Raw genomic sequence first — 21,813 nt, 5'->3', positions numbered from 1 at the left:
GCGCGCGGGGGGGGGGGGGGCGGGCGGCGCGGGGGGGGGGGGGGGGGCCGGCGCCCCCCCCCCCCCCCCGGGGGGGGGCCCCCCCCGCGGGGGCCCCCCACCACCGTTTTCGCGTCGCGTCAGGCCATCGGTACGTCAGGCAGGTCGAGGTCCCCCTTGGCCAGCGCCACGGTGGCGCCCACGAGTGCCCTCAGCCCCGTCCGCTCGGTGGCCTCGTCCGGCAGGCACTGGAGGACCTGCATAGTGAGCCCGTCGAAGCCGGAGAGGAAGAACCGGGCCACCGTCTCCGGGGACTCGGCCAGTTCCTGCCCCGTCCTCTCGGCCGTCTCCGCGATCACCTGCGCGGTCACCTCTATGACCCGCCGGTAGTGGCTCTGCCGGGCCTCGTTGAGACCGGGCACGCGCAGGGCGAACATGGTCAGCTCGCTGAGCAGCTGGTGGTGCGACGTCGGCTCGCGCACGGTGCCCCACAGGGCACCCGCCAGGGCGCTGAAGGTCTCCTCGAAGCCCGCGTCCTCCGGCGCCGCCCGCCGCACCTGCGCGACCAGCTCGTCGGTGATCTGGTCCATGACGGCTCGGTACAGGTCCTCCTTCGTGCCGAAGGTGTAGTGGACGGTGGCCTGTGCGACACCGAGCTCCGCGGCAATGGCACGGGTGCTCCCCGCGGCGACGCCCTCCCGGGTCATGAGGTCGATGGCCGCCTTGATCAGCTGGGGGCGGCGCTCCGCCGCGGAAACATGAGCCATAGGACCCACTATATCGACTTAGTCGAGCGATCAAGTCGGTCCGGACCAGGCGTTACGCCACTTCGGCAGTCGACGCGCTGTCCGAGGGGAGGGCCTGCTCGGCCCAGATGACCTTTCCCTCGCGACCGTGCCGCGTGCCCCAGCGCTCCGCGCACTGGGCGACGAGGAGCAGACCGCGGCCGCCTTCGTCGAAGATCCGGGCGCGGCGCAGATGCGGGGCGGTGCTGCTGGCGTCGGAGACCTCGCAGGTGAGCGTCGACTGGAGGATCAGTCGCAGCTGGACGGGGCTCTTGCCGTAGCGGATCGCGTTCGTGACCAGTTCGCTGACGATCAGCTCCGTGGTGAAGGAAAGTTCCTCCACCCCCCAGGCAGTCAGGACGTCGGAGGCGAAGCGGCGGGCCCCGGACACGGCTGCCGGATCGGACGGGAGGTCCATCGTGGCCACGTGGTCCGGGTCGAGGGCATGGGTCCGGGCGACGAGCAGGGCGACGTCGTCGGCGGGGCGGCCGGGCAGCAGTGCGGCCAGGAGTCGGTCGCAGATCTCCTCCAGCGAGTCCGGCGCCGAGGTCAGGACGTCGTGCAGCGTGGCGAGTCCTTGGTCCACGTCACGCGTGCGGCCGGCGATCAGCCCGTCGGTGTGCAGGACCAGCAGGCTGTCCTCCGGCAGTTCGAACTCCGTGGTTTCGAAGGGGAGTCCACCCAGGCCGAGAGGCGGTCCGATCGGTACCTCCGGCAAGTTCTCGCTGATCTTCGAGGGGGTCACCACGGTCGGCGGGACATGGCCGGCACTGGCCAGCGAGCACCTGCGCGAGACGGGGTCGTAGATCGCGTACAGGCAGGTGGCGCTGGTCTCGCCCTCGTCCGGCGACTCCTCGCGTTGCATGCGGATGACCACGTCGTCCAGATGGGTGAGGAGTTCGTCGGGCATGAGGTCGATGTCGGCGAAGGCACGGACGGCCGTGCGGAGCCGGCCCATGGTGGCGGCGGCGCGCAGGCCGTGACCGACCACGTCGCCGACGACCAGCGCGACGCGGGCCCCGGACAGGGGAATGACGTCGTACCAGTCGCCGCCCACGCCGGCTCGGGATCCGGCGGGCAGGTAGCGCGAGGCGGTTTCGACGGCCGCGTGTTTCACCGTGTTCCGCGGCAGCAGGGTCCGCTGGAGCGCGAGCGCGGTGGAACGCTCATGGGTGTACCGGCGGGCGTTGTCGATGGACACCGCCGCCCTGGAGACGATCTCCTGCGCCAGCAGGAGGTCGTCGTCGTCGAAGGGGGCCGAGGTGCGATGGCGTACGAACTGCACCAGACCGAGGGTGTCCCCACGGGCGTGCAGAGGCACGAGGAGTACGGAGTGGAGACCGAGGTCGCGCAGTGCTCGGCCGTGGGACTCCGACGGCGCCACCCACGAGGGCATCTCGGTCCCGGCGATGTGGTGCAGGACGGACCGTCCGGTGGTCAGTGCGCGAACCGGTTCCGAGTCGTCGGGGTAGGTGTGGGTCCCACCGACGCGGAGCGGGGACTCCGGACAGTCGTCGAGGACGGAGCGCTGGGCGACGCGGCGCTGCGTCAGGGCCTCCGGTGGACCGGTGCCGGTCTCGTCGAGTGCGGAGTCGAAGAGGTCGACGGTGACGAAGTCGGCGAAGTCCTCGGTGCAGACCTCGGTCAGCTCCTCCGCGGTGCGGGAGATGTCGAGCGTGGTCCCGATCCGCTTGCTCGCTCTGTCGGTGAGGGCGAGCCGACGCTGCAGCAGACGGTCGCGTTCCTCCTGGTAGGCGGCGACGACCTCTTCCGAGGAACGGTCCACGTAGTCGAAACCGATTGCGACCAGCCTCACCGTGGCCTGGTTGACCATGCGCCAGTCGCCGGTGAGGCGGGGAGCCTCGGCCTGCAGCTGTTCGAGCAGGGTGAGATGGTCGAGCCGGTAGGCGCGGAGGAGCCGGCTCACCGGGATCCCCCGCCGGGCGTAGAGGCGGGCGATGTCCAAGGCGGCCGGAGGAGCTTCCGGCGCGCTCGCGCCGGGGCGGGCCTCCAGGAGGTCCAGCAGGGCGGTGACGTGCTGGGCGGTCTCCTCCAGGGTCAGGGCAGCGATGTCCGCGTTCTCCCACAGCTCGGGGAGCTCGCCGTTCAGGCGTTGGAGCAGCAGGCCGGCCAGCGTCTTCACCTGCGGTCTGAGGCGGCGGGCCAGCTGACCAAGGAACGCATCGACCTCGGTTCCCATAGTGCGAATGTACGGGAAAGCCATGGCGTGCGCTCCTCGGACGGCTGTGGCGGCCTCTGAACGACCCGGCTCTCAGAGGCCGAGGTGGTCGCCCAGGTCGGCGTAGTCGACCTGCCACAGGCCGGGAGAGCCCGTGGGGTACTGGGAGCGGAAGCCGAGCATGCGCTGGACGCGCGGCGAGAGCGTCTTGGCGAGCTCCCTGTCGACGAGGAAGGGGTACGCCTCCTCGCCGGTGAGGAAGCCCGCGTTGAAGGTGAAGGCGAGGCCACGCCGGTACTCGTCGCCGGTCCGGTTCGCCCCGCCGCCGTGCGCGGTCTTGCCGCTGATGAGGAGGACGTCCCCGGCGTTCATGACGGCGGGGATCGTCTGCTCGGGGGTCCCGCGGTCCTCGAAGTCGCTCCAGTGGTTGCTTCCGGGGATGACGCGGGTGGCGCCGTTCTCCTCCGTGAAGTCGGTCAGGGCGACCAGGAAGTTGATGGTGACTTCCGGCCCGCCGGGCCCCATGCCGATGAACGGGAACCAGTTCTCCAGGTCGCGGTGGAGCATCTGCGCCTTATTGCCGGGGCCGATCTCGATCACCTGGGCGGTGGTCATCCAGTACGTGCCCGACTCCTGCAGGAAGACCAGGTCGCTGATCTCGTGGACCAGGGGATGGTCGATGACCTCGCTGCGGAACGTGGCGCTGTGCGTCACCAGGTTCGTGAGGCGCTTGGTGTTGCTGCCGTGGAACGCGGCCACGATCTCGTCCTCGTGGGTGGAGCCCGGGGCGAGCGCCCGCAGCGGCTGCTCGATCTCGGCGTTGAAGCGGACGATCTGCTCCTGCGTCAGGAAACCCTTGATGATGACGCCGCCGTCACGGGTCACGATCTCGAGGATCTCCTCCGCCGGCGTGTCGTTCGCCACGGACGTCAGCGCCTGGGTCTTCTTCTGTGTCGTCATGTGCGTCCTCTTCCTCGATCCGAAGCGCGGTTGATCGACCGTTCGATCAGCCGCGGGCGTTCCGTCTTCCGGGGACTCCCGCGCAGCGTCCCCGCGACGGTCAGGTGGGTTCGTGGTCATGGCGTTTCCGCGTTGTTCCTGTGGTGGTCGTCTCACTGTCGCCAGCCGGTACCGCAGGCGAGAACGACAGCGGGCACCTGCTTCGCCCGGGCCCGGTGCACGATGCACAGTCCGGTCGCGGGCACGGCGGAGCTATCCGCTCACGGCGTCCTTGCCGGAGTCGACGCGAGCTCCGGGTGCGCTACGGGCAGAAGCGGGTCCCGGCGTCGTGTGCCGGGGGTGTGCGGTCCGCTCCCAGGGACGCGTGCTGCCGAGCCATCCGAGGAGGAAGGCCGCCGGTACGGAGACCAGGCCGGGGGTGTGGAGCGGGAACAGGTTGAAGTCCTGCTCCGGCAGCAGCGCGTATTTCGTCCCGGACACAGCGGGGGAGGCGAGGGTCAGGAGGGTGCACAGGGACAGCCCTCCGTAGACGAGCCACAGCAGCCCGCGGCGGTTGAAGCCGGTCCAGAGGAACGAGTAGACGACCGCGGGGAACACGCACGTGGCCGCGAGGCTCAGCGAGAAGGCGAGGAGGAACTCGATGGGATAGCGGTGTACGGCGGTGGTGAGCAGAAGACTCACGACGCAGAGCGCGACGACGGACAGCCGCAGGACCGCCGGCTCTCCGATCCCGATCCGGGCACGGCCCTCCCGCCCGAGCAGGTCGCGGGTCACGGAGACGGCGGCGGCGAAGGTCACGCTCGCCACGGCCGTGAGCACGGCGAGGAAGGCGACACAGGCCACGAGGGTGATGAGCACGACCCGGCCGGTGGAGTGGTGGGGGAGCACCTCCGACGCCAGGAGGATCGGTGCTCCCTGCCCCTTCGCGTCGACCGCTCCGATCCGTCCGCTGCCCACCACCGCGGCCGCGGCGAAGCCGGTCGTGATCAGCAGCAGATAGAAGAGGCCGGTCAGCCCGACGGCGACGCTCAGTGAGCGCCGGGCGGCGGGCACGTCCCGGCTGGCGCTGACGCGCAGGAGCAGGTGGGGCATCATCGCGGTTCCGAGGATGACGACGATGTGGTCACTGAGCGTGCCGAGCGCTCCGCCTCCGGCGGAGTGCTTCCACAGTCCAGGGCTGAGGTACTCGTCCGGCGACACGCTCTTGTCCATGGCGGCCGACAGCAGGGATCCGGGACTCCAGTCGAAAAAGCGCAGCGCCAGCAGGGTCACCGCGGCGAGCGTCGCCAAGGCTACGGGCACTTTGGCGGCCTGCACGAAACTGGTGCCGCGCAGATCGGCCACCCCTGCGAAGCACGTGACCAGGAGTCCCATCAGCACCGTGCACACCACCTGGGCCCGCTCGCTCGGCATGCCGATCAGAAGGGCGGTGGTGATGCCGCCGGCCCGCAGTTGCACCATGAGCAGGGGCACGGCGATGCACAGTGTCACCGCGGCACCCGCGATCCGTACTCCCGGCCCCTCGGCGCGCAGGGAGAACAGCTCGCCCAGGGTGTAGCGGCGGGTCGCGCGAATCCTGGAGGCGAGGAGCAGGAAGACGCCGAGTGCGAGGGCGCTGTCGACGGCGGTCGAGACTCCGTCGTAGCCGAAGAGGGCGATCGCTCCCGGCAGCGAGACCAGGATGACGACCGTGATCTGTTCTCCCGCCATCGCGACGCCGTTGAAGACGGGCGGGAGGGACCGGCCGGCGACGTAGAGGCGTTCCGGGTCGTCGTCCTGCGTGGCGAGCGTGAAGACCCACAGCAGGCAGAGGCCGATGAAGACGAGGAAGGCGCTGATCACCGCGCCCCTCGCGGCGGTGCCGATGAGATCGGGCGAGCCGACGCTCAGGAGGTGCGTCGTCACCACGCGCCCCCGGCCGAACGGGAGGCGGTAGTCGTCGCCGAGGCCGGTGCGAAGGAGGACGCGGCCCGGTTCTCGTACCACCAGGTCCCGCCGACGAGGACGACCAGCTGGGTGAATGCCCACGTGATGGCGAGGGTGAGACGGCCGTACACGGAGATCTCTCCGAGAGTCGTGGAGCAGGAGAGCAGGACGCCGACGGCGAGCGGCAGCGCGTTGACGGTGACCAGCATCCGTGTGTCACGGGGGGAATGCTGGGAGGAATCGGAGGACACGGGACCTCTCTCTGGAGGACAGGGAAGACGGACTCGGTGCGAGGGGGTGCGGGACGGTCGCAGCCGTCGAGGACGGGCGGTGCAGCCGTGCTCCGTACCGGTCGGAAGCCATGCCGGCGACCGCCGAGGTCGGACGGTGGCGCGACGTCCGCGGAGGAGGTCACGTCGGCTCTACGGCGAACGGCGGCCTCGGCGTGACGTCAGAGCACGACGGCCCGGCCGCGGTGAGGCTGGTGAAGCGCCTCGCACCGCGGCGTCGGGCGTCAGCGGCGGCTGGTCGCGGTCAGGCCGGCGTAGTGCCCGGCCCGCTCCAGGAGCCGGGGGACGCCTGTTTCGAGCGACGGTCCGAAGGTGGTGTCGTGGGGGCGCTCGCCGCGCAGCCAGCGGGTGTGGATGGCCTCGCAGAAGATCGCCGCCTTCCAGAGGGCGAGGGCCTGGTACCAGGGGAGCGGGGTGAGATCGAGGCCCGTGCGGCGCTGGTAGCGCTCTGCCAGTTGGCGCTGGGTGAGGTAGCCGGGTGAACGGGTCACCTTGGTGAGTTCGAGCGGGGTGGTGGGGCGGCCTGCCTCGGACCAGGTGGCGGTGAGGTAGCCCAGGTCCGCGAGCGGGTCGCCGAGCGTGGCCATCTCCCAGTCCAGGATCGCGAGGACCCTGGCCGGGGCCTGCGGGGCGAACATGAGGTTGCCCATGCGGTAGTCGCCGTGCACCACCGAGGCCGCCTGGCTCGTCGGCAGGTTCTGGGCGAGCCAGTCCGCGATGCGCTCCACCGCGGGCAGGCTGCGGGTGGTGTTGACCTCCCAGAGGCCGCGGAACCGCTCGACCTGTCGACGCAGATACCCCTCGGGGCGGCCCAGGGAGGCGAGTTCCCCTTCGGTGACATCGATGCCGTGCAGGGCGACGAGGGTGTCGACGACCGCCTCGCTGGTCAGCCGGCGCTGTTCGGCGGGGGCGAGGTGGGGCGGGATCGTGTCGGTGACGACCGTGCCGTCGAGCCGGGACATGAGGTAGAACGGCACGCCCAGGACGTCGTCGTCCTCGCAGACGGCGAGGATCTCCGGCACCGGTACCCCGTGCCCGTGGAGGACCTTCTGGATGCGGGCCTCGCGCACCATGTCGTGCGTCGACTTCGGCAGCGGCGGGCGCGGGCCGCGGCGCAGGACGACGGACTCACCGCCACGTTCGATCAGGTAGGTGACGTTGGAGTGGCCGTCGCCGATGCGTTGCCACGCGATCGGCCCGCTACCGATGTCGTGTGCGTCGAGGAAGCCGGTGACCGCGTCGAGGACCAGGAGCGGAGGGCTGTCGAGATGACGGGCCCGCTCGCGGCTCGCGACGACCTCCACGCCGTCGGGGACGGTGTGCATCACGCGCCCGCGTCCCGGCCGCCGACGGCGTCGCCCAGGTATCGCTCACCGGCCTGGACAGTGGCCCGCCGACCGGCCGAGGCACGGCGTGCGATGGCCCACCGGTGGGTCTCGTTGGAGCCGTCGTAGATGCGGAACGGACGTACCTCGTTCAGGTACTGGGCGAGGGGGAGTCCGTCGGAGACGCCGTCGCCGCCGCAGATCTGGACGGCACGGTCGATCACCCGGTAGATCGCCTCGGAGCAGTGGACCTTGGCGACCGAGGACATCGCCGAGCCCGCCTTCGGGTCGCTGTGCAGCAGGGCCGCGGTCTTGGTGATGATCGCGTCGGAGGTCTCGATGTCGATGACGGACTCGGCGATCAGGTGCTGGGCCAGGCCGAGCGAGTCGATCGGACCGCCGAACAGCTCCCGCTTCGCGGCCCGGTCGAGGGCGATGTCGTGCGCCCGGCGCGCCAGCCCCAGCCACCGCATGCAGTGCGTGAGCCGCGCGGGGCCGAGCCGTACCTGCGCGTACCGGAAGCCGAGGCCGACCTCGCCGAGGACCGCGGCGTCGGGGACGAAGCAGTTGTCCAGGTACAGGTGCGGGTGGCCGCCGTCGATGGCGCGGTCGACGGTGTGGATCGCCTCGCCGACCCGGATCCCGGGGTTCGTCATGTCGACGAGGAACATGGTGGCCCCCTCGGGGGAGCCGTCGACGGCAGGGGTGCGCGCCATGACGATGCAGAACGCGGCACCGACGGCTCCGCTGGTGAACCGCTTGTGGCCGTCGATGATCCAGCCGCCGTCCGCGCGTACGGCGGTGGTCCGCAGCGCCGCCGGGTCGGATCCCGCTCCGGGGTGGGGCTCGGTCATCCCGAAGCAGGACCGGACGTCGCCGGCCGCCAGAGGCGCGAGATACCGCTTCTTCTGCTCCTCGGTGGCGATGAGGTTGAGCATGTGCATGTTGCCCTCGTCGGGGGCCATGCAGTTGAGCACGCTGGGGCCGATCGGCGAGTAGCCGGCCTCTTGGAGGACCGGCGACCAGTGCTCGATGGGCAGGCCCTGCCCGCCGTACTGCTTCGGCACGAGCGGCGCGAAGACGCCGGCCTCCTTCGCGGCGGCCTGCAGCCGGTCGCGGGTGGCCCGGTCGAGACGTCCGCCGGGGGCGGGTTCGGCGTCGATGACGGTCTCGCGGATGAACCGGCGCGTGCGCTCCGCGAGTTCGGCGACCTCGGGCGGAAGGTCAGGGGTAGTCATGGCTGTCCTTTGTGGGATGGGTGCGGTCGTTACGCGGTGCCGCCGGCGACCGTGAGGCCGCCGTCTACGGTGAGAACGCGCCCGGTGACCCAGGAGGCGTCCTGCGAGGCCAGGAAGGCCACGGCGGAGGCGACGTCCGACGGCTCGCCCAGGCGGCGCAGCGGGTAGTCGGCGGCGGCCTCGGCCTCCTTGCCCTCGTACAGGGCTTCGGCGAACCGGGTCTTCACCACGGCGGGGGCCACCGCGTTGACGCGGATCTCCGGGCCGAGTTCGGCGGCCAGGGTCCGGGTCAGGTGGGAGACCGCCGCCTTGCTCACGCCGTAGAGGCCGATGCCGGGTGACGGGGTGTCGCCGGTGACGGAGGAGAGGTTCACGACGGCGCCCCGACGTTCGGTGAAACCGAGCTTCGGGTGGGCCACGGCGTCCTGCACCCAGGCGAGGGTGGCCAGGACGTTGACCTCCAGGACCTTGCGGGCGACATCGAGGTCCAGGCCGATGACGGGGCCGTAGGCGGGATTGATGCCCGCGTTGTTCACGAGGACGTCGAGCCCGCCGAACTCGCGCGCGACGGTGTCCAGGACCTCGCGGCGGTGGTCGGGATCGTCCGCCCTGCCGGCGACGGTGATGACGCTGCCCGGGGGGAGGGAGGCCGCCGCCTCTTCGAGGGGACCGGCCTTGCGCGCGGTCAGGCACACGCGCGCCCCTTCGGCGACGAGCCGTTCGGCGACGGCGAGACCGATGCCCCGGCTCGCTCCGGTCACGACGGCGGTGCGGCCCGAGAAGCGGCCGGTGTGGTTCTTGCTCATGGATCAGTCCTTCGCGAGGCGCGCCGGCCCGGTGCCGTCCGTGTCACGGAGTTCGGCGCGCCGGATCTTGCCGCTCTGGGTCTTGGGAAGGTCGGCGAGGAAATGGATCGTGCGGGGGCACTTGTAAGCGGCCAGCCGGTCGCGGGAGAACGCGATCAGTTCTTCCGCCGTGGCGTTCAGACCCGCCTTGAGCGAGACGTACGCGACGACGGTCTCCCCGCGGTACGCGTCCGGCTGCCCGACGACCGCGGCCTCCAGGACCGACGGATGCTCGTACAGCGCGTCCTCGACCTCGCGCGGCCAGACCTTGTACCCGGACACGTTGATCTGGTCCTTGAGCCGGTCCACCAGGTAGACCCAGCCCTCCTCGTCGATCACCGCGACGTCACCGGTACGCAGCCGGCCCTCCGGCATCGTCCGGCGGGTGGCCTCGGGCTTGCCCCAGTACCCAGGCACCACCTGCGGCCCGCTCAGTTCGAGTTCGCCCTGCTCCCCGCTCGGCAAGGGATCACCGTGCAGGTCGACGACGCGCGCGGTGAGATGCGGCAGCGGCTTGCCGACGGACAGCGTCCCGCTCGGCAGGTGCACCGGTGCCCGCTCACCCGGCGGCACGGCGATGACGGCGGACGTCGTCTCGGTCATGCCGTAGCCGTTGTGGAGGTAGACGCCGAACCGTTGCCGGAACCGCTCGACGGTCGTCGGCGGGATCGGCGCGCCCCCGGAGTACAGGGCCTTCGCCGTCGCGAAGTGCTCCGGTCCGGCCTGCGGGAGCTCGTAGATCGCGTTGTACGCGGTGATGGAGCCGATCGTGTAGGTCACCCCGTACTCGGCGAAGGTCTCCAGGGCGACCTCGGGGTGGAACCGGCCCGCCAGGACGAGCGTGGTGTCGGTGAGCAGGGAGATCGTCGCGTTGACCACGGCGCCGGTGATGTGGAACAGCGGGGCCATGGCGAACACGACGTCCCCGTCGCCCACACCCATCCACGACGCGCAGGTCCCCACCACGCTCAGGACGTTGCCGTGGGTGTTCATGGCGCCCTTCGGCGGGCCCGTCGTCCCCGAGGTGTACGTCAGGAACGCGACGTCGTCGCGGGTCGGCTCCACGGACGAGGGGCCGCGGCCCGCGAACTCGCCGATCAGGGCCACCAGGTCGCCGTCCGGCGCGGGGGCCGGGCGTTTCGTCGTCGCGAAGACCCGCGGATCGTTCCGCGACTGGTAGTCCAGCGCCGACGTGCTGATCAGCCACCGCACCGAACTCCCCGCGAGCGTGCCGAGCGTCTCGTGGACGTCCTCGTCCGCGCAGACGACGCCGACCGCCCCGGAGTCGTCGATGATCCGGCGGAGCTCCTGGCGCCGGTACATCGGGTTGAGCCCCAGCGCCGTGGCCCCCAGCTTCCACAGCGCCAGCAGCACCAGCGCGTACTGCGGCACGTTCTGCAGGTACACCCCGACGCGATCACCCCGGCCGGTCCCGCGGGCCTCGAACGCGGCGGCCAGGGCGTCCGATGCCGCGTCCACCTCCCGCGCGGACAGAGCACCGTCGAAGAAGCGGAGCGCGATGCCCTCCGGGTTCTTCGCCACGCGTGCCTTCCAGGCGGCCACGAGCGAGCCGGGAACCGCGTCCGTCCGCGTACCGGACCCGTCGGAGAACGTGTCCCGCCGGCGGCCCTCATCCACTGTCATCTGCCGTCCTTCCCACCCATGTCCGTGCCTCGGCGCGCCGGTCACGTGAGCTCGCGCTTGAGGATCTTTCCGGTGGACGTCATCGGGAGGGTCTGCACGATCTCCACGATGCGCGGGTACTTGTAGGCGGCCATCTGCTCCTTGCCCCAGGCGACCAGCTCGTCGGGGCGGGCCTCGGCGCCGCGCTCGAGGATGACGAATGCCTTGATCTCCTCGCCGTGGCTCTCGTGCGGCACGCCGACGACCGCGGCCAGGCTGATCGCCGGGTGCGTCATCAGGACCTCCTCGATCTCGCGCGGGTACACGTTGAAGCCGCCGCGGATGATCAGGTCCTTCGCCCGGTCGACGATGTAGTAGAAGCCGTCCTTGTCCCTGCGGGCCAGGTCGCCGGTGCGGAACCAACCGTCCCTGACGGCTTCGGCGGTGGCCTCGGGGCGGCCGTGGTAGCCCTTCATCACGTTGTGGCCCTTGACCGCGATCTCGCCGACAGCGCTGCCGGTGCCGTCGTCCTCGACCTCCGACCAGTCCGCGTCGACGAGCTTGACCTCGACGCCCCAGATCGGCACGCCGATCGACCCGGGACGGGGCTCCCGCGCCGGATCGCTGAAGGTCACCACCGGCGAGGTTTCGGAGAGGCCGTAGCCCTCCAGGACCTGGACGCCCAGTCGCTCCCTGACCTGCTTGATGAGTTCCGCGGGGAGCGCGGCGCCGCCGGAGACTCCGACGCGCAGGTTCCTCGCGATCCTCTCGACATCGACGTCCTCGGTGAGCGCCTGCAACAGACCCCACCACATGGTGGGGACACCCGCGAAGACGGTGATGTCCTCCCGCTGCATCAGGGACACCGCCTGCCGGGCGTCGAACCGCGGCAGCAGCACCAGCGTGCTCGCCGTCGAGAAGCCGGCGTTCAACTGCACGGTCGCGCCGAAGGAGTGGAACAGCGGCAGCACGACCAGATGGGTGTCCAGCGCCGGCCGGTTCTCCAACAGCTGGTTGACCGCGAGGGCGTTGAGCACCAGGTTGGCGTGGCTGAGTTCGGCGCCCTTCGCCTGCCCTGTCGTACCGCTGGTGTAGAGCAGCACGGCCGGGTCGTCCCCCGACGTCCCGATGCTGTCGAACGTCGCCGCGGTGCCCCGCAGCGCGGCGCCCATGGTCTCGACGCCCTCGAACGGGCTGTCCGCCGAGGGGTCGGCGGTGATGAGGAAGAAGTGCTCGCAGGCAGGGGTCTCGCTGAACCCGGCGTGCCCCTCCGCTCCCATCGGCAGGCCCTCGCCGCCCTCGAAGCAGAAGTACGCCTTCGCCTCCGAGTCGGCGAGGTGGTAGGCGACCTCCCGGCCCTTGAGCAGGACGTTGAGGGGGACGACGACGGCCCCGGCCTTGAGGATCCCGTAGTAGACGATCGGGAACCAGGGCACGTTCGGACAACTGAGCGCGACCTTGTCGCCGGGCCAGATGCCGCGGTCGACCAGGAGGTTGGCGACCTGATTGGCGGCGGCGTCGATCTGGGCGTAGGTGAGACGCGTCGTGCCGAGGACGACCGCGTCCCGGTTCGGGTGCGTGCGGGCGGAGTCCTCGAGCAGGACCGAGAGGTTCAGCATGGTGCCATTTCCGGAATGGTGGACCGGGCCAGGCCGCGGGGGAACAGAACACGCGGCCTGGCTCGGAGCGGGTGGGGGTAACGCGTGACTCGATGCGGGTGTCACAACTTCCGCAGGAGCCGGTCGAGGGCCTCGGCCGTCGCCTCGACGTCGGCGGTGGTGTGCGCCGTGCTGAGGAAGACCTTGCCGGACGGCATGAAGAGGAAGCCCTGCCGCAGCATCCCTTCGAGGATCACCGCCCAGAGCCCGCTCGTTCCGTGAAGCCCCGTGGCGCCCCCGGCGGGGACGTACTGGAGGAGCGAGCCGACCCGGTTGAAGCTGCCGAAGTCGGGCGACGAACCGAGAACGGCGCCGACGAGGGCTTCGAACTCGGACGAGGTCCGTTCGAGTTGCTCGTAGACCGCGGGATCGGCCAGGACGCGCATCGTCGCCGCGACGGCCGCCAGCGCGATCGGATTGGCGTTGAAGGTTCCGGCGTGCACGACGCCGGACGTCACCTGGTCGATCAGATCGGCCCGGCCGACGACGGCGCTCTGGGTGAAACCGCCGGCCATCGCCTTCCCGAAGACGGACAGGTCGGGAAGGACGCCGTACTTCTCGGCCGCCCCGCCCCGGGCGATCCGGAACCCGGCGATCACCTCGTCGAAGACGAGGACGACGCCGTGCCGGTCGCAGAGGGTCCGCAGGGTCGACAGGAACCGCGGTGAGGGTGCTTCCACACCAGCGTTGCTCATCACCGGGTCCACGAGCACGGCCGCGATGTCGCGCTCGACGGCCTCGCTCAACAAGCGCTCGGCCAGCTGTACGTCGTTGAAGCGAGCCACGACCAGGTCGTCGAGCACGCTGGCCGACTGCCCGGCCCCACCAGGGGTGGCGGGGCGATCGCAGTCGTCCTCGGACATCCCGGCGTACACGGTGTCGTGCCAGCCGTGGTAGCTCTTGGCGAACTTGAGGACGCGGCGCCGTCCCGTGGCGGCGCGCGCGAGGCGCAGCGCGACCTGCACCGCTTCGGTCCCCGTGTTGCTCCACAGCAGTCGCTCGCCGTGCGGCACGGCTTCGAGGACCGCTTCCGCCGCGAGGTATTCGAGCGGGTGGCCGGTGCCGACGACCTGCATCTTTGTCGCGACTTCGGACACCGCTGACAGCACACGCGGGTCACTGTGACCGAGGACGAGCGGCCCCCAGGCCATCACGTAGTCGACGTACCGGTCGCCGTCCAGGTCCCAGACGTGTGCGCCCCGTGCCTCGCGCACGAAGAGCGGATGGGGTGGCATCGCGGCGCGCAGGCCCGACCCCACACCCCCGCCGACGCTGCGGCGGGCTCGCTCGAAGGCCGAACGGGATGATTCCAGGGCCATGAGATCGCCCCTGCCTTTCAGTACGTGATCACCGAGCGGATGCCGATGCCGCGCTTCATCTGGTCGAACGCCTCGTTGACGTCCTGCAGACCGATCACGCTCGTCACCAGGGAGTCCAGATCGATGCGGTCGTTCATGTAGTGGTCGATCAGCAGCGGGAAGTCGGAATCCGGCGTGCTGGAGCCGTAGTTCGAGCCGATGAGCGAGAGCTCCTGATCGGACATGACGAAGGGGTCGATGGAGACCTTCAGGCCGTCCGCCACCTGCCCGGCGACCACCGCCGTGCCGCCCCGGGTCAGGACCTCGTAGGCCGCCTCGATGGTGCGGGGCAGCCCGATGGCCTCGATGGCGATCTCCACACCCCGTCCGTCGGTGAGCTGCCGCACCCGGTCCGCGAAGTCCTCGCGGCCGTTGTTGATCAGGTCGGTCGCACCGAAGACGCGCGCCTGCTCCAGCTTCTCGTCGGAGATGTCCGCGGCGATGATCTTCCGCGCGCCGGCGAGCCGGGCACCCTGGATCGCGTTCAGGCCGACGCCGCCGCAGCCGAGGACCAGCACGGTGTCGCTCGGCCGCACGTTGGCGGTGTTGACGGCCGCGCCGACACCGGTCGTGACGGCGCATCCGACCAGAGCCGCCTGCGGGAACGGGGCGTCGTCCCGGACGGCGATCGCACCCGACTCGGGCACGAGGGCGTACTCGCCGAACGTTCCGAGGCCCGCGAAGCTGAGGATGTCGTCCCCGCCGGCGGACGTGATCCGGGGCCGGCCGTCGAACGACAGGTGGTTCGCCGAGTGCTCGCTCACCATGTCGCAGAGGACGGGCCTGCCGCTGATGCAGTAGCGGCAGCGGCGACACGAGGGCGTCCAGGACAGCACGACGTGGTCGCCCTTCTTCAGCGTCGTGACGCCTTCTCCGACGCTCTCGACGATCCCGGCTCCCTCATGGCCGAGGATCATCGGCGTAGGAACCTCCCATTCGCCCAGGAGGACGTGGAGGTCGCTGTGGCACACCCCGCTCGCCTGGAGCCGCACGAGCACCTCGCCGGGCGGAGGCGTCGAGGGGATCGTCACCCGCTCGATGGTCAGCGGTTCGTTCGGCGTCCTGAAGACGGCGGCGTCGAACTCGATCGTCATGAAGGTCTTCCTTCCGTGTTGGGGGCGGTCACGTCCGAGCGGTGCGGATGAGCTTCTTGTTGGCGAACTCGTCGATTCCCGCCCGTCCCAGCTCGCGGCCGAAGCCGGACAACTTGACGCCACCGAAGGGAAGTTCCGCGCCTTCGAGGCCGACGCCGTTGATGAAGACCATGCCGGCCTCGATCCTGTCGGCGACGCGCAGCGCCTGCTCGGCGTCCGTCGTGAACACGTAGGAGCCAAGGCCGTACGGGGTGTCGTTCGCCAGCTCGACGGCCTCGTCCTCGGAACCGACCCGGTAGACGGTCGCGACGGGACCGAAGAGCTCCTCGGCGGCCGCCGGCGACGCCGGGGAGAGGCCCGTCAGCACGCCGGGCGGGAAGTACGCCCCCTCGCGCTGCCGTGCGGAGACGAAGGTCGCCCCCTCGGCGACGGCTCGCCCGACCTGCTCCTCGACGTACTCGGCGGCGGCGACCGAGGAGAGCGGCGCCAGTCCGTCGGTCAGCGCGAGCACCTTCTCGGTGAACGCGGCGAGGAAGGCGTCGTAGACGTCGTCGGCGACGATGAAGCGCTTCCCGGCGTTGCACGCCTGCCCGGCGTTCTCGAACCGCGCCTCGACCGCCGCCTGGACCGTGGCGTCGAGGTCGTCGGTCGACAGCACGATGAACGGGTCCGAGCCGCCCAGTTCGAGCACCACCTTCTTGAGGCTGCGCCCGGCCTTCTCGGCGACCTCCGCGCCGGCCCGCTCCGAACCGGTGAAGGAGACGCCCTGCACGCGGGGGTCCGCGATGGCGCGGCCGATCTGTTCCCCGGTGGCGTGGACGTTGACGTAAGCGCCCTGGGGGAAGCCGGCGTCCGTGAACAGCTCCTGGAGGGCCGCGGACGACTCCGGACACTGCGAGGCGTGCTTGAGCACGATGGTGTTGCCCAGGGCGAGGTTGGGTGCGGCGAACCGGGCCACCTGGTAGTACGGGTAGTTCCAGGGCATGATCCCAAGCAGCACGCCGACCGGCTGGCGGCGGACGAAGGCGGTGCCCTCTCCCTCCAGGAGCTCGATCGGTTCGTCGGTGAGGAACCTCTCCGCGTTCTCGGCGTAGTACCGGTAGATCGAGGCGCTGAACTCGACCTCCCCGACGGCCTCCTCCACCGGCTTGCCCATCTCCCGGTGGATGATCTCGGCGAGCTGCCGGCTGCGCTCGTCGTGCAGGGTGGCGACGGCGTGCAGCAGCTGGGCGCGCTGTGCCACGGAGGTCTGCCTCGACCACTGCGCGTAGGCGTGCGCCGCCGCGTCGAGCGCCGCGTCGACGGTCTCGTCCGTCGCGGTGGGGTACTCCTTGACCAGCTTGCCGCTGGCGGGATCCACCACCGCGTACACGTGCCGCTTCGCCATACTGACTCCTTCGTCGTGATTCGGGTTCATGCGGGGGCCCCGGCCGCGCGGGCCGGGTTCGGGTCCAGAGCCGCGTTGCGGTCGTGCAGCGCGCGGTAGGCGCGGAAGTAGACGAATCCCTGGGTGCCCCAGGTCGCCAGCGCGGCGGTGTAGAAGAGCGTGCGGTTCGCGTCGTCGAACGGCAGGGGGAAGAAGTCGTACGTGATCGCGATGGTGGTCCCGGCGGCCGTGACCAGTCCGGTCCAGACCGCCGGCCACCTCGCGTCCGCGCTCCAGAGCCGTTTGACGAAGAAGCAGAGGAACGCGGCCGTGAGCAGGTTGACGACGACGTAGAACGCGGAGACCCAGAACGCACCGCGGTCGGTGTGGAGATCCGCGCCGTGGAAGGGGCGGAGGAACAGGGCGGCCACGATCGCGACCCCGAACACGGCGACGTCGACGCCGCGGCTCGGCTTGTAGCGATGGGTGACCTTCATCAGGCCCAGGACCAGGATGAGCGTGATGCCGACCGACCTGGAGAACGCGTCGAAGAAGTACGCCACGTCGTACAGCACGCTGTCGCTCTTGGCCCCGAGCAGCGACCAGAGCAGGAAGTTGGTGCCCGACGTCGCGACGACCATCCATTCGAGGCCCAGGAGGTAGTTGCCGTAGCGGCGGATGAATCTCCAGCCGTAGAAGTAACCGGCGAAGATCATCCACAGGTCGGCCAGCAGGAACAGCGTCTCCTTCATCGGGACGCCCCCTCTCGGACGTCGCGGGTCAGCAGGGTGAGGACGCTCTCGGCGGTGCGCTGGCCCGTCAGGACCGCGCCGTTCATGGTCCCGGCCCATTCGCCGGCGGTTTCGGAGCCCGCCCAGTGGACGCGCCCGTGGGGCTCGCTCAGCGCCCTGCCGAAGCTTGTGGTCGCGTAGGGGGCGACGGCGGGATTGGGGCCGCCCGGGGCGAAGGGCTCCGCTCCCCAGCAGTGGTCCACGTAGTCGATCGGGGCGAGCGCCTGTGGACCGTAGAGGTCGGCGAGCTGCCGGACCACCCGGTCGCGTCGGGTCGCGGGGCCGAAGCCGTCGAAGACGCGCGGATCGCAGAAGGCCATCAGGACGCCCGGTCCGCCGGGGGCGGGGGACACGTCGAAGGTGATGAACACGGTCCCGGTGTCGGTCACCGCCTCGCCGGAGCATCCCTCCGCCCGCCAGAACGGCCTCTCATAGGCCACGAACGCCTTGCTCAGCACGCCCATGCGCCAGGTCCGCGTCAGCCCTTCGCCCCGCTCGGACAGAGCGGGCTCGAAGGCGATGGCGGCGCGGTGCGCCGGCGAGGCCGTGACGATCGCGTACCGGGCCCGGATCTCGCCGGAGTCGGTCCGGACGGTGACGCCGTCGTCGTCCTGCGCGATGCGGCGCACCGGTGTCTCCAGGCGCACGCGGTCGCCGAGCCGCTCCGCCACCCGCTGGGCGATCTCCTGGGTGGTCTCGACGATCCGGTCCTGCTGCTGGCCGCCCTCGACGTCCAGCATGTGGTCGAGTCCGCCCGCCGAACGGATGTAGCGCAGTGCGTGCAACAGGGAGACGTCTCCCGGGGTGCAGCCCCACTGCACCTTGCTGATGACGGTCATCAGCGCGCGGGTGCCGGGCAGCGCGTTCTTCCGGTCGAGCCACTCGCCGAACGAGACGGCGTCGAGCCGGCCGGCCCCCGGCGTCTCCCACGCCGCGTCCACGTCGACGGTCGCGACCAGCTTGTTCACCGCCGCCTGCATGCGCGCCATGTCCACCAGGGCCGCGGGGGAGACCTTGGGAATCGTGCCGCTGTAGGTGCGGCGCCGGCCCGCCATCCACAGCACGTTGCGCCCCTGGGCGAACTGGTCGGTGGTGGTGCACCCCACCCGGCTCGCGAGGTCCCGGACGGCCGTGTGGCGCCGGGCCACCCAGGTCGCTCCGAGGTCGACCTTCACGCCGGCCACCTCGCCGGAGAGCGAGCGGCCTCCGACCCGGTCGCGGCCTTCCACGACCAGGACGGACCGCCCCGTGCTCACCAGTCGCTCCGCCGCGCTCAGACCGGCGAAACCGGCACCGACGACCACGACGTCGACCGTGGTGCTCCCGGAGCGGGGCTCACGGGATCCGGACATGACTGCCTCCTTCACCCACGCGGTTCGCGTGCTGGGCGATGTAGGTCGTGATGGGGTCGACGAGGGACTCGGGGAGGTGATGGCCCATGCCGGGGATGACCACGTGCTGGGCCGAGCGGATCGCCCTGACGGTCGCGGCGCCGCCGCTCGGGTGCACCAGCAGGTCCCGGTCGCCGTGGATGACCAGCGTCGGGGCGGTGATCCGGCTCAGCTGCGCCGTCCGGTCCCCGGAGCGCTGGATGGCCTGGATCTGGCGCGCCGTGCCGGCCGCCGGGTCGCCGCCGCTGCGGTCCCAGCCGCGCGCCGCGATGGCCGCCTCGGCCGCGTCGTCGATGGGATGTTCCGTTCCCGCGATGTGACGGGTGAGCCTCAGGTGGGCACGGACCGCCGCGGTTCTGTTCCTCGCCGGCGGGGCGGCGAGGAGCCGGATCGTCGACAGGGCCGGCTGACCGACCTTGCGCGCCCCGGTCGTGGAGTAGAGGGAGGTCAGGGACAGGACCCGCTCGGGTGCCGTGGCCGCGATCGTCTGCGCGATCATCCCGCCCATCGACCGCCCGACCAGGTGCACTCGCGCGATCCCGAGATGGTCGAGTACGCCGACGGCGTCCTGGCCCATGTCGGCCAGCGTGTACGCGTCGCCGCGCGGACGCGCGGCGATCTGACGCCAGAGCCCGGGAGGGGGCGCGGCGACGAACGTCGACTGGCCGACGTCACGGTTGTCGATCGCGACGACCCGGAAACCGTGGGCGACGAGGGAGCCGACGAACGAGTCGGTCCAGAAGGTGAGGTCTTCGCCCAGTCCCGCGATGAGCAGCATCGCCGGGGCGTCTTTGTCGCCGTGGTCCCGGAAGCAGATCGTCATCCCGGACGGCAGGGTCGCGTACTGGTCGGCGCTCTCGACGGCGCTCGTCTCAGGCACGGGTGGCTCGCCTCCCGTCGGACGCCGGCGCGGCCGCCCGGCGGGTGCCGAACCGGAGGTTCTGGTCCGCCACCGGGCCGCGCAGCGCCCTGGCGTCCTCGGGGTAGGACATCGCCATCCGCCAGGGCTTCTCGGGTCCCTGCTTGGGCAGGAGCTTCTCGCCGCGCTTGGCGTATCCGGCCTGAAGGTCCATGACGGGCCTGCGGTTCGTTCCCGGCGGTGCGACCGGAACCACCGTGTCGTATCCGCGGGCGTCCATGTGCCTGACCAGGTCGATGAAGTAACGGCACATCAGGCTCACCTTGAGCGTCCAGGACGAGGTGGTGTAGCCGATCGCCATCGCCCAGTTCGGCATCCCGCTCAGCAGCATGCCGCGGTAACAGAGCGCGTCCGCGATGTCGACCTGGTGCCCGTCGACCACGAGGGGCATGCCGTCGAAGAGCCGAAGGTTCAGCCCCGTCGCGGTGACGATGATGTCGGCTTCCAGCTCCTCGCCCGACGCCAGGACGATGCCGCGCTTGCTGAACCTCGCCACGGCGTCGGTGACGACGGAGGCCCTTCCTTCCTTGATCGCGTCGAAGAAGTCGCCGTTCGGCGCCACGCACACCCGCTGGTCCCACGGGTCGTAGGGCGGGTTGAAGTGCTTGTCGACGTCGAATCCCTTGGGAAGGCGCTTGACGTTCTCGCGCCGGATGAAAGCCCGTCCTGCCTTGGGGAAGGTCCGCAGGCCCTTCACGACGGCGTGTTCGGTCCAGATGTTCTTGAACCGCGTCACGGCGTACCCGCGCTCTTCCCCGAGCAGCTTCGTGAGCGCCAGGGCGACCTTGTCGACGCGGGGGAGCGCCATGACGTAGGTGGGGGTGCGCTGCAGCATCGTCACGTGCCGGGCGGCGCCCGCCCCGGTGGTCATGGCCGGCACCAGAGTGATCGCGGTCGCGCCGCTGCCGATGACGACGACCTTCTTGTCGCTGTAGTCGAGTCCCTCGGGCCAGTGCTGCGGATGGACGATCCGGCCCGCGAACTCGTCCCGTCCCTGGAACTCCGGGGAGAACCCCTCGTCGTACCGGTAGTAGCCGGTGGCGGCGAAGACCCATCCCGCGTGGATCGTCCTGGTCCGGGTCGCTCCCGTGGCGGAGTCCGACGTCTGGACGGTGAGGGTCCACCGTGAGTCCGCCGTGGACCACTCCGCGCGGACGACCCGGTGGCCGAGCCTGAGGAAGCGCTCCAGGCCGTTCTCCTCGACGGTCTCGTGGAGGTACTCCTTGATGAGGGGAGCGTCGGCGATCGCGGCTTCGTGGCGCCAGGGCTTGAACGCGTATCCGAACGTGTGGAGGTCGGAGTCCGAGCGGATGCCGGGATAGCGGAACAGGTCCCACGTGCCTCCGATGTCGTCGCGCGCTTCCAGTACGGCGAGCGACTTGTCGGGCAGCTCCCGGCTGAAATAGGTGGCCGCGCCGATCCCGGAGATCCCCGCTCCGATGATCACCACGTCGAACTCCTCGACGGCGTCCAACACCTCAGCTGTCATGGCGTTTCCTCGCTGTTCCTGTGGCGGTTGCCTCACTGTCGCCAGCGAGGACCGCCTGCGAGAACGACAGCGGGCACCTCCTTCGCCGGGGCTCGGTGCACGATGCACAGGCGCGCCGGGCCGCTGTGCCCCTACGGTGTCCGACGTTCGGGCGGAGGTCCCAGCCCGAACGGCGGCCCGGCCCTTCCGGGAGGGCGGCCGGAGACGGCCGTCCAGCGGTTTCTTGCTGCCGCGGCCATTGCGGGCGCAAGACCGGGGTGGTAGAGGTTTCCCCCTGCTGTTTAGTGGTACTAAACGGCAGGGGTCGAGGTCGTGTGCAGAGGTCGAACCCGCTGTCGTCACGACCTCGCCGCGTAGCGGGGCCCACAGACGTATCGAGCCGCAGAAGGATCGCCGCCGTCGCTCCCCCGATCGCGGCCGAGCGGAAGCGGCCGGCGACCCGGAACCCGCACGGGGCACGTCTTCTCGGGCGGGAGGAGCCACCTCCTGCCGCTCCGGCCCGGCCACCGCGAGGGACCCGCACCCGTTCGTTCGCGCAGGCGTACCTTCACGCACCCCTTCACCCACCCATGACGAGCCGGTACCGGCCCGTGAGCC

17 protein-coding genes are annotated in these 21,813 nt (G+C 70.7%); all 17 read right to left on the bottom strand.

All coding sequences use genetic code 11. From position 1 onward, the window contains the following. Nucleotides 1–119: 119 nt before the first annotated feature. Nucleotides 120–746, bottom strand: coding sequence for a TetR family transcriptional regulator (locus ACFY8W_RS04690; protein ID WP_391100200.1), 627 nt, complete (start codon nt 744–746; stop codon nt 120–122). A 52-nt stretch (nt 747–798) separates the two neighbouring features. Beyond that, the gene (locus tag ACFY8W_RS04685) at nt 799–2,988 is read right to left on the bottom strand and encodes a SpoIIE family protein phosphatase (protein WP_391100198.1); all 2,190 of its coding nucleotides are present in this window, start codon (nt 2,986–2,988) and stop codon (nt 799–801) included. A 48-nt stretch (nt 2,989–3,036) separates the two neighbouring features. Beyond that, the gene (locus tag ACFY8W_RS04680) at nt 3,037–3,903 is read right to left on the bottom strand and encodes a phytanoyl-CoA dioxygenase family protein (protein ID WP_391100196.1); all 867 of its coding nucleotides are present in this window, start codon (nt 3,901–3,903) and stop codon (nt 3,037–3,039) included. A gap of 252 nt (nt 3,904–4,155) precedes the next feature. Then, nucleotides 4,156–5,808: a transporter gene (locus tag ACFY8W_RS04675; protein ID WP_391100194.1), complete on the bottom strand. Its 1,653-nt coding sequence runs from the start codon at nt 5,806–5,808 to the stop codon at nt 4,156–4,158. Then, a complete protein-coding gene (locus ACFY8W_RS04670) occupies nt 5,805–6,038 on the bottom strand; it encodes a hypothetical protein (RefSeq protein ID WP_391100191.1) in 234 nt (77 codons plus the stop codon). Before ACFY8W_RS04670 ends, ACFY8W_RS04675 begins: the two co-directional genes overlap by 4 nt. A 305-nt stretch (nt 6,039–6,343) precedes the next feature. Next, nucleotides 6,344–7,444 carry a phosphotransferase gene (locus ACFY8W_RS04665; RefSeq protein WP_391101713.1) on the bottom strand — a complete coding sequence of 367 codons (1,101 nt, stop codon included), beginning with the start codon at nt 7,442–7,444 and terminating at the stop codon, nt 6,344–6,346. Beyond that, nucleotides 7,444–8,682 carry an acyl-CoA dehydrogenase family protein gene (locus ACFY8W_RS04660; RefSeq protein WP_391100189.1) on the bottom strand — a complete coding sequence of 413 codons (1,239 nt, stop codon included), beginning with the start codon at nt 8,680–8,682 and terminating at the stop codon, nt 7,444–7,446. The genes ACFY8W_RS04665 and ACFY8W_RS04660 overlap by 1 nt, the downstream gene beginning before the upstream one ends. Before the next feature lie 29 nt (nt 8,683–8,711). Beyond that, nucleotides 8,712–9,488 (bottom strand): glucose 1-dehydrogenase, encoded by a 777-nt coding sequence (locus ACFY8W_RS04655; protein ID WP_391100186.1) that lies wholly within the window; start codon nt 9,486–9,488, stop codon nt 8,712–8,714. 3 nt (nt 9,489–9,491) lie between these two features. Further along, nucleotides 9,492–11,171, bottom strand: a complete 1,680-nt coding sequence (locus tag ACFY8W_RS04650) for an AMP-binding protein (RefSeq protein WP_391100184.1) — start codon at nt 11,169–11,171, stop codon at nt 9,492–9,494. Nucleotides 11,172–11,212: 41 nt separating this feature from the next. Then, the gene (locus ACFY8W_RS04645) at nt 11,213–12,769 is read right to left on the bottom strand and encodes an AMP-binding protein (RefSeq protein WP_391100182.1); all 1,557 of its coding nucleotides are present in this window, start codon (nt 12,767–12,769) and stop codon (nt 11,213–11,215) included. A 101-nt stretch (nt 12,770–12,870) separates the two neighbouring features. Further along, a complete protein-coding gene (locus ACFY8W_RS04640; RefSeq protein ID WP_391100180.1) occupies nt 12,871–14,127 on the bottom strand; it encodes an aminotransferase class III-fold pyridoxal phosphate-dependent enzyme in 1,257 nt (418 codons plus the stop codon). A 17-nt stretch (nt 14,128–14,144) separates the two neighbouring features. After that, complete coding sequence (locus ACFY8W_RS04635) at nt 14,145–15,260, bottom strand: zinc-binding dehydrogenase (protein ID WP_391100177.1); 1,116 nt, start codon at nt 15,258–15,260, stop codon at nt 14,145–14,147. A gap of 28 nt (nt 15,261–15,288) precedes the next feature. Then, nucleotides 15,289–16,647 (bottom strand): aldehyde dehydrogenase family protein, encoded by a 1,359-nt coding sequence (locus ACFY8W_RS04630; RefSeq protein ID WP_391100174.1) that lies wholly within the window; start codon nt 16,645–16,647, stop codon nt 15,289–15,291. A 26-nt stretch (nt 16,648–16,673) separates the two neighbouring features. Beyond that, nucleotides 16,674–17,378, bottom strand: a complete 705-nt coding sequence (locus ACFY8W_RS04625) for a transporter (protein ID WP_391100172.1) — start codon at nt 17,376–17,378, stop codon at nt 16,674–16,676. Beyond that, nucleotides 17,375–18,769: an FAD-dependent oxidoreductase gene (locus ACFY8W_RS04620; RefSeq protein WP_391100170.1), complete on the bottom strand. Its 1,395-nt coding sequence runs from the start codon at nt 18,767–18,769 to the stop codon at nt 17,375–17,377. Before ACFY8W_RS04620 ends, ACFY8W_RS04625 begins: the two co-directional genes overlap by 4 nt. Continuing rightward, nucleotides 18,753–19,688, bottom strand: a complete 936-nt coding sequence (locus tag ACFY8W_RS04615) for an alpha/beta fold hydrolase (protein ID WP_391100167.1) — start codon at nt 19,686–19,688, stop codon at nt 18,753–18,755. The genes ACFY8W_RS04620 and ACFY8W_RS04615 overlap by 17 nt, the downstream gene beginning before the upstream one ends. Continuing rightward, nucleotides 19,681–21,216 (bottom strand): NAD(P)-binding protein, encoded by a 1,536-nt coding sequence (locus tag ACFY8W_RS04610; protein ID WP_391100165.1) that lies wholly within the window; start codon nt 21,214–21,216, stop codon nt 19,681–19,683. The genes ACFY8W_RS04615 and ACFY8W_RS04610 overlap by 8 nt, the downstream gene beginning before the upstream one ends. Between the last annotated feature and the right edge of the window lie 597 nt (nt 21,217–21,813).

Origin of the sequence: Streptomyces sp. NPDC012637, from assembly GCF_042954805.1 — a bacterium.
In the GTDB taxonomy this organism is placed as follows: Bacteria; Actinomycetota; Actinomycetes; order Streptomycetales; family Streptomycetaceae; genus Streptomyces.
Note: the sequence above shows the minus strand (reverse complement) of the source record. Positions and strands in the feature narration are given on the sequence as shown.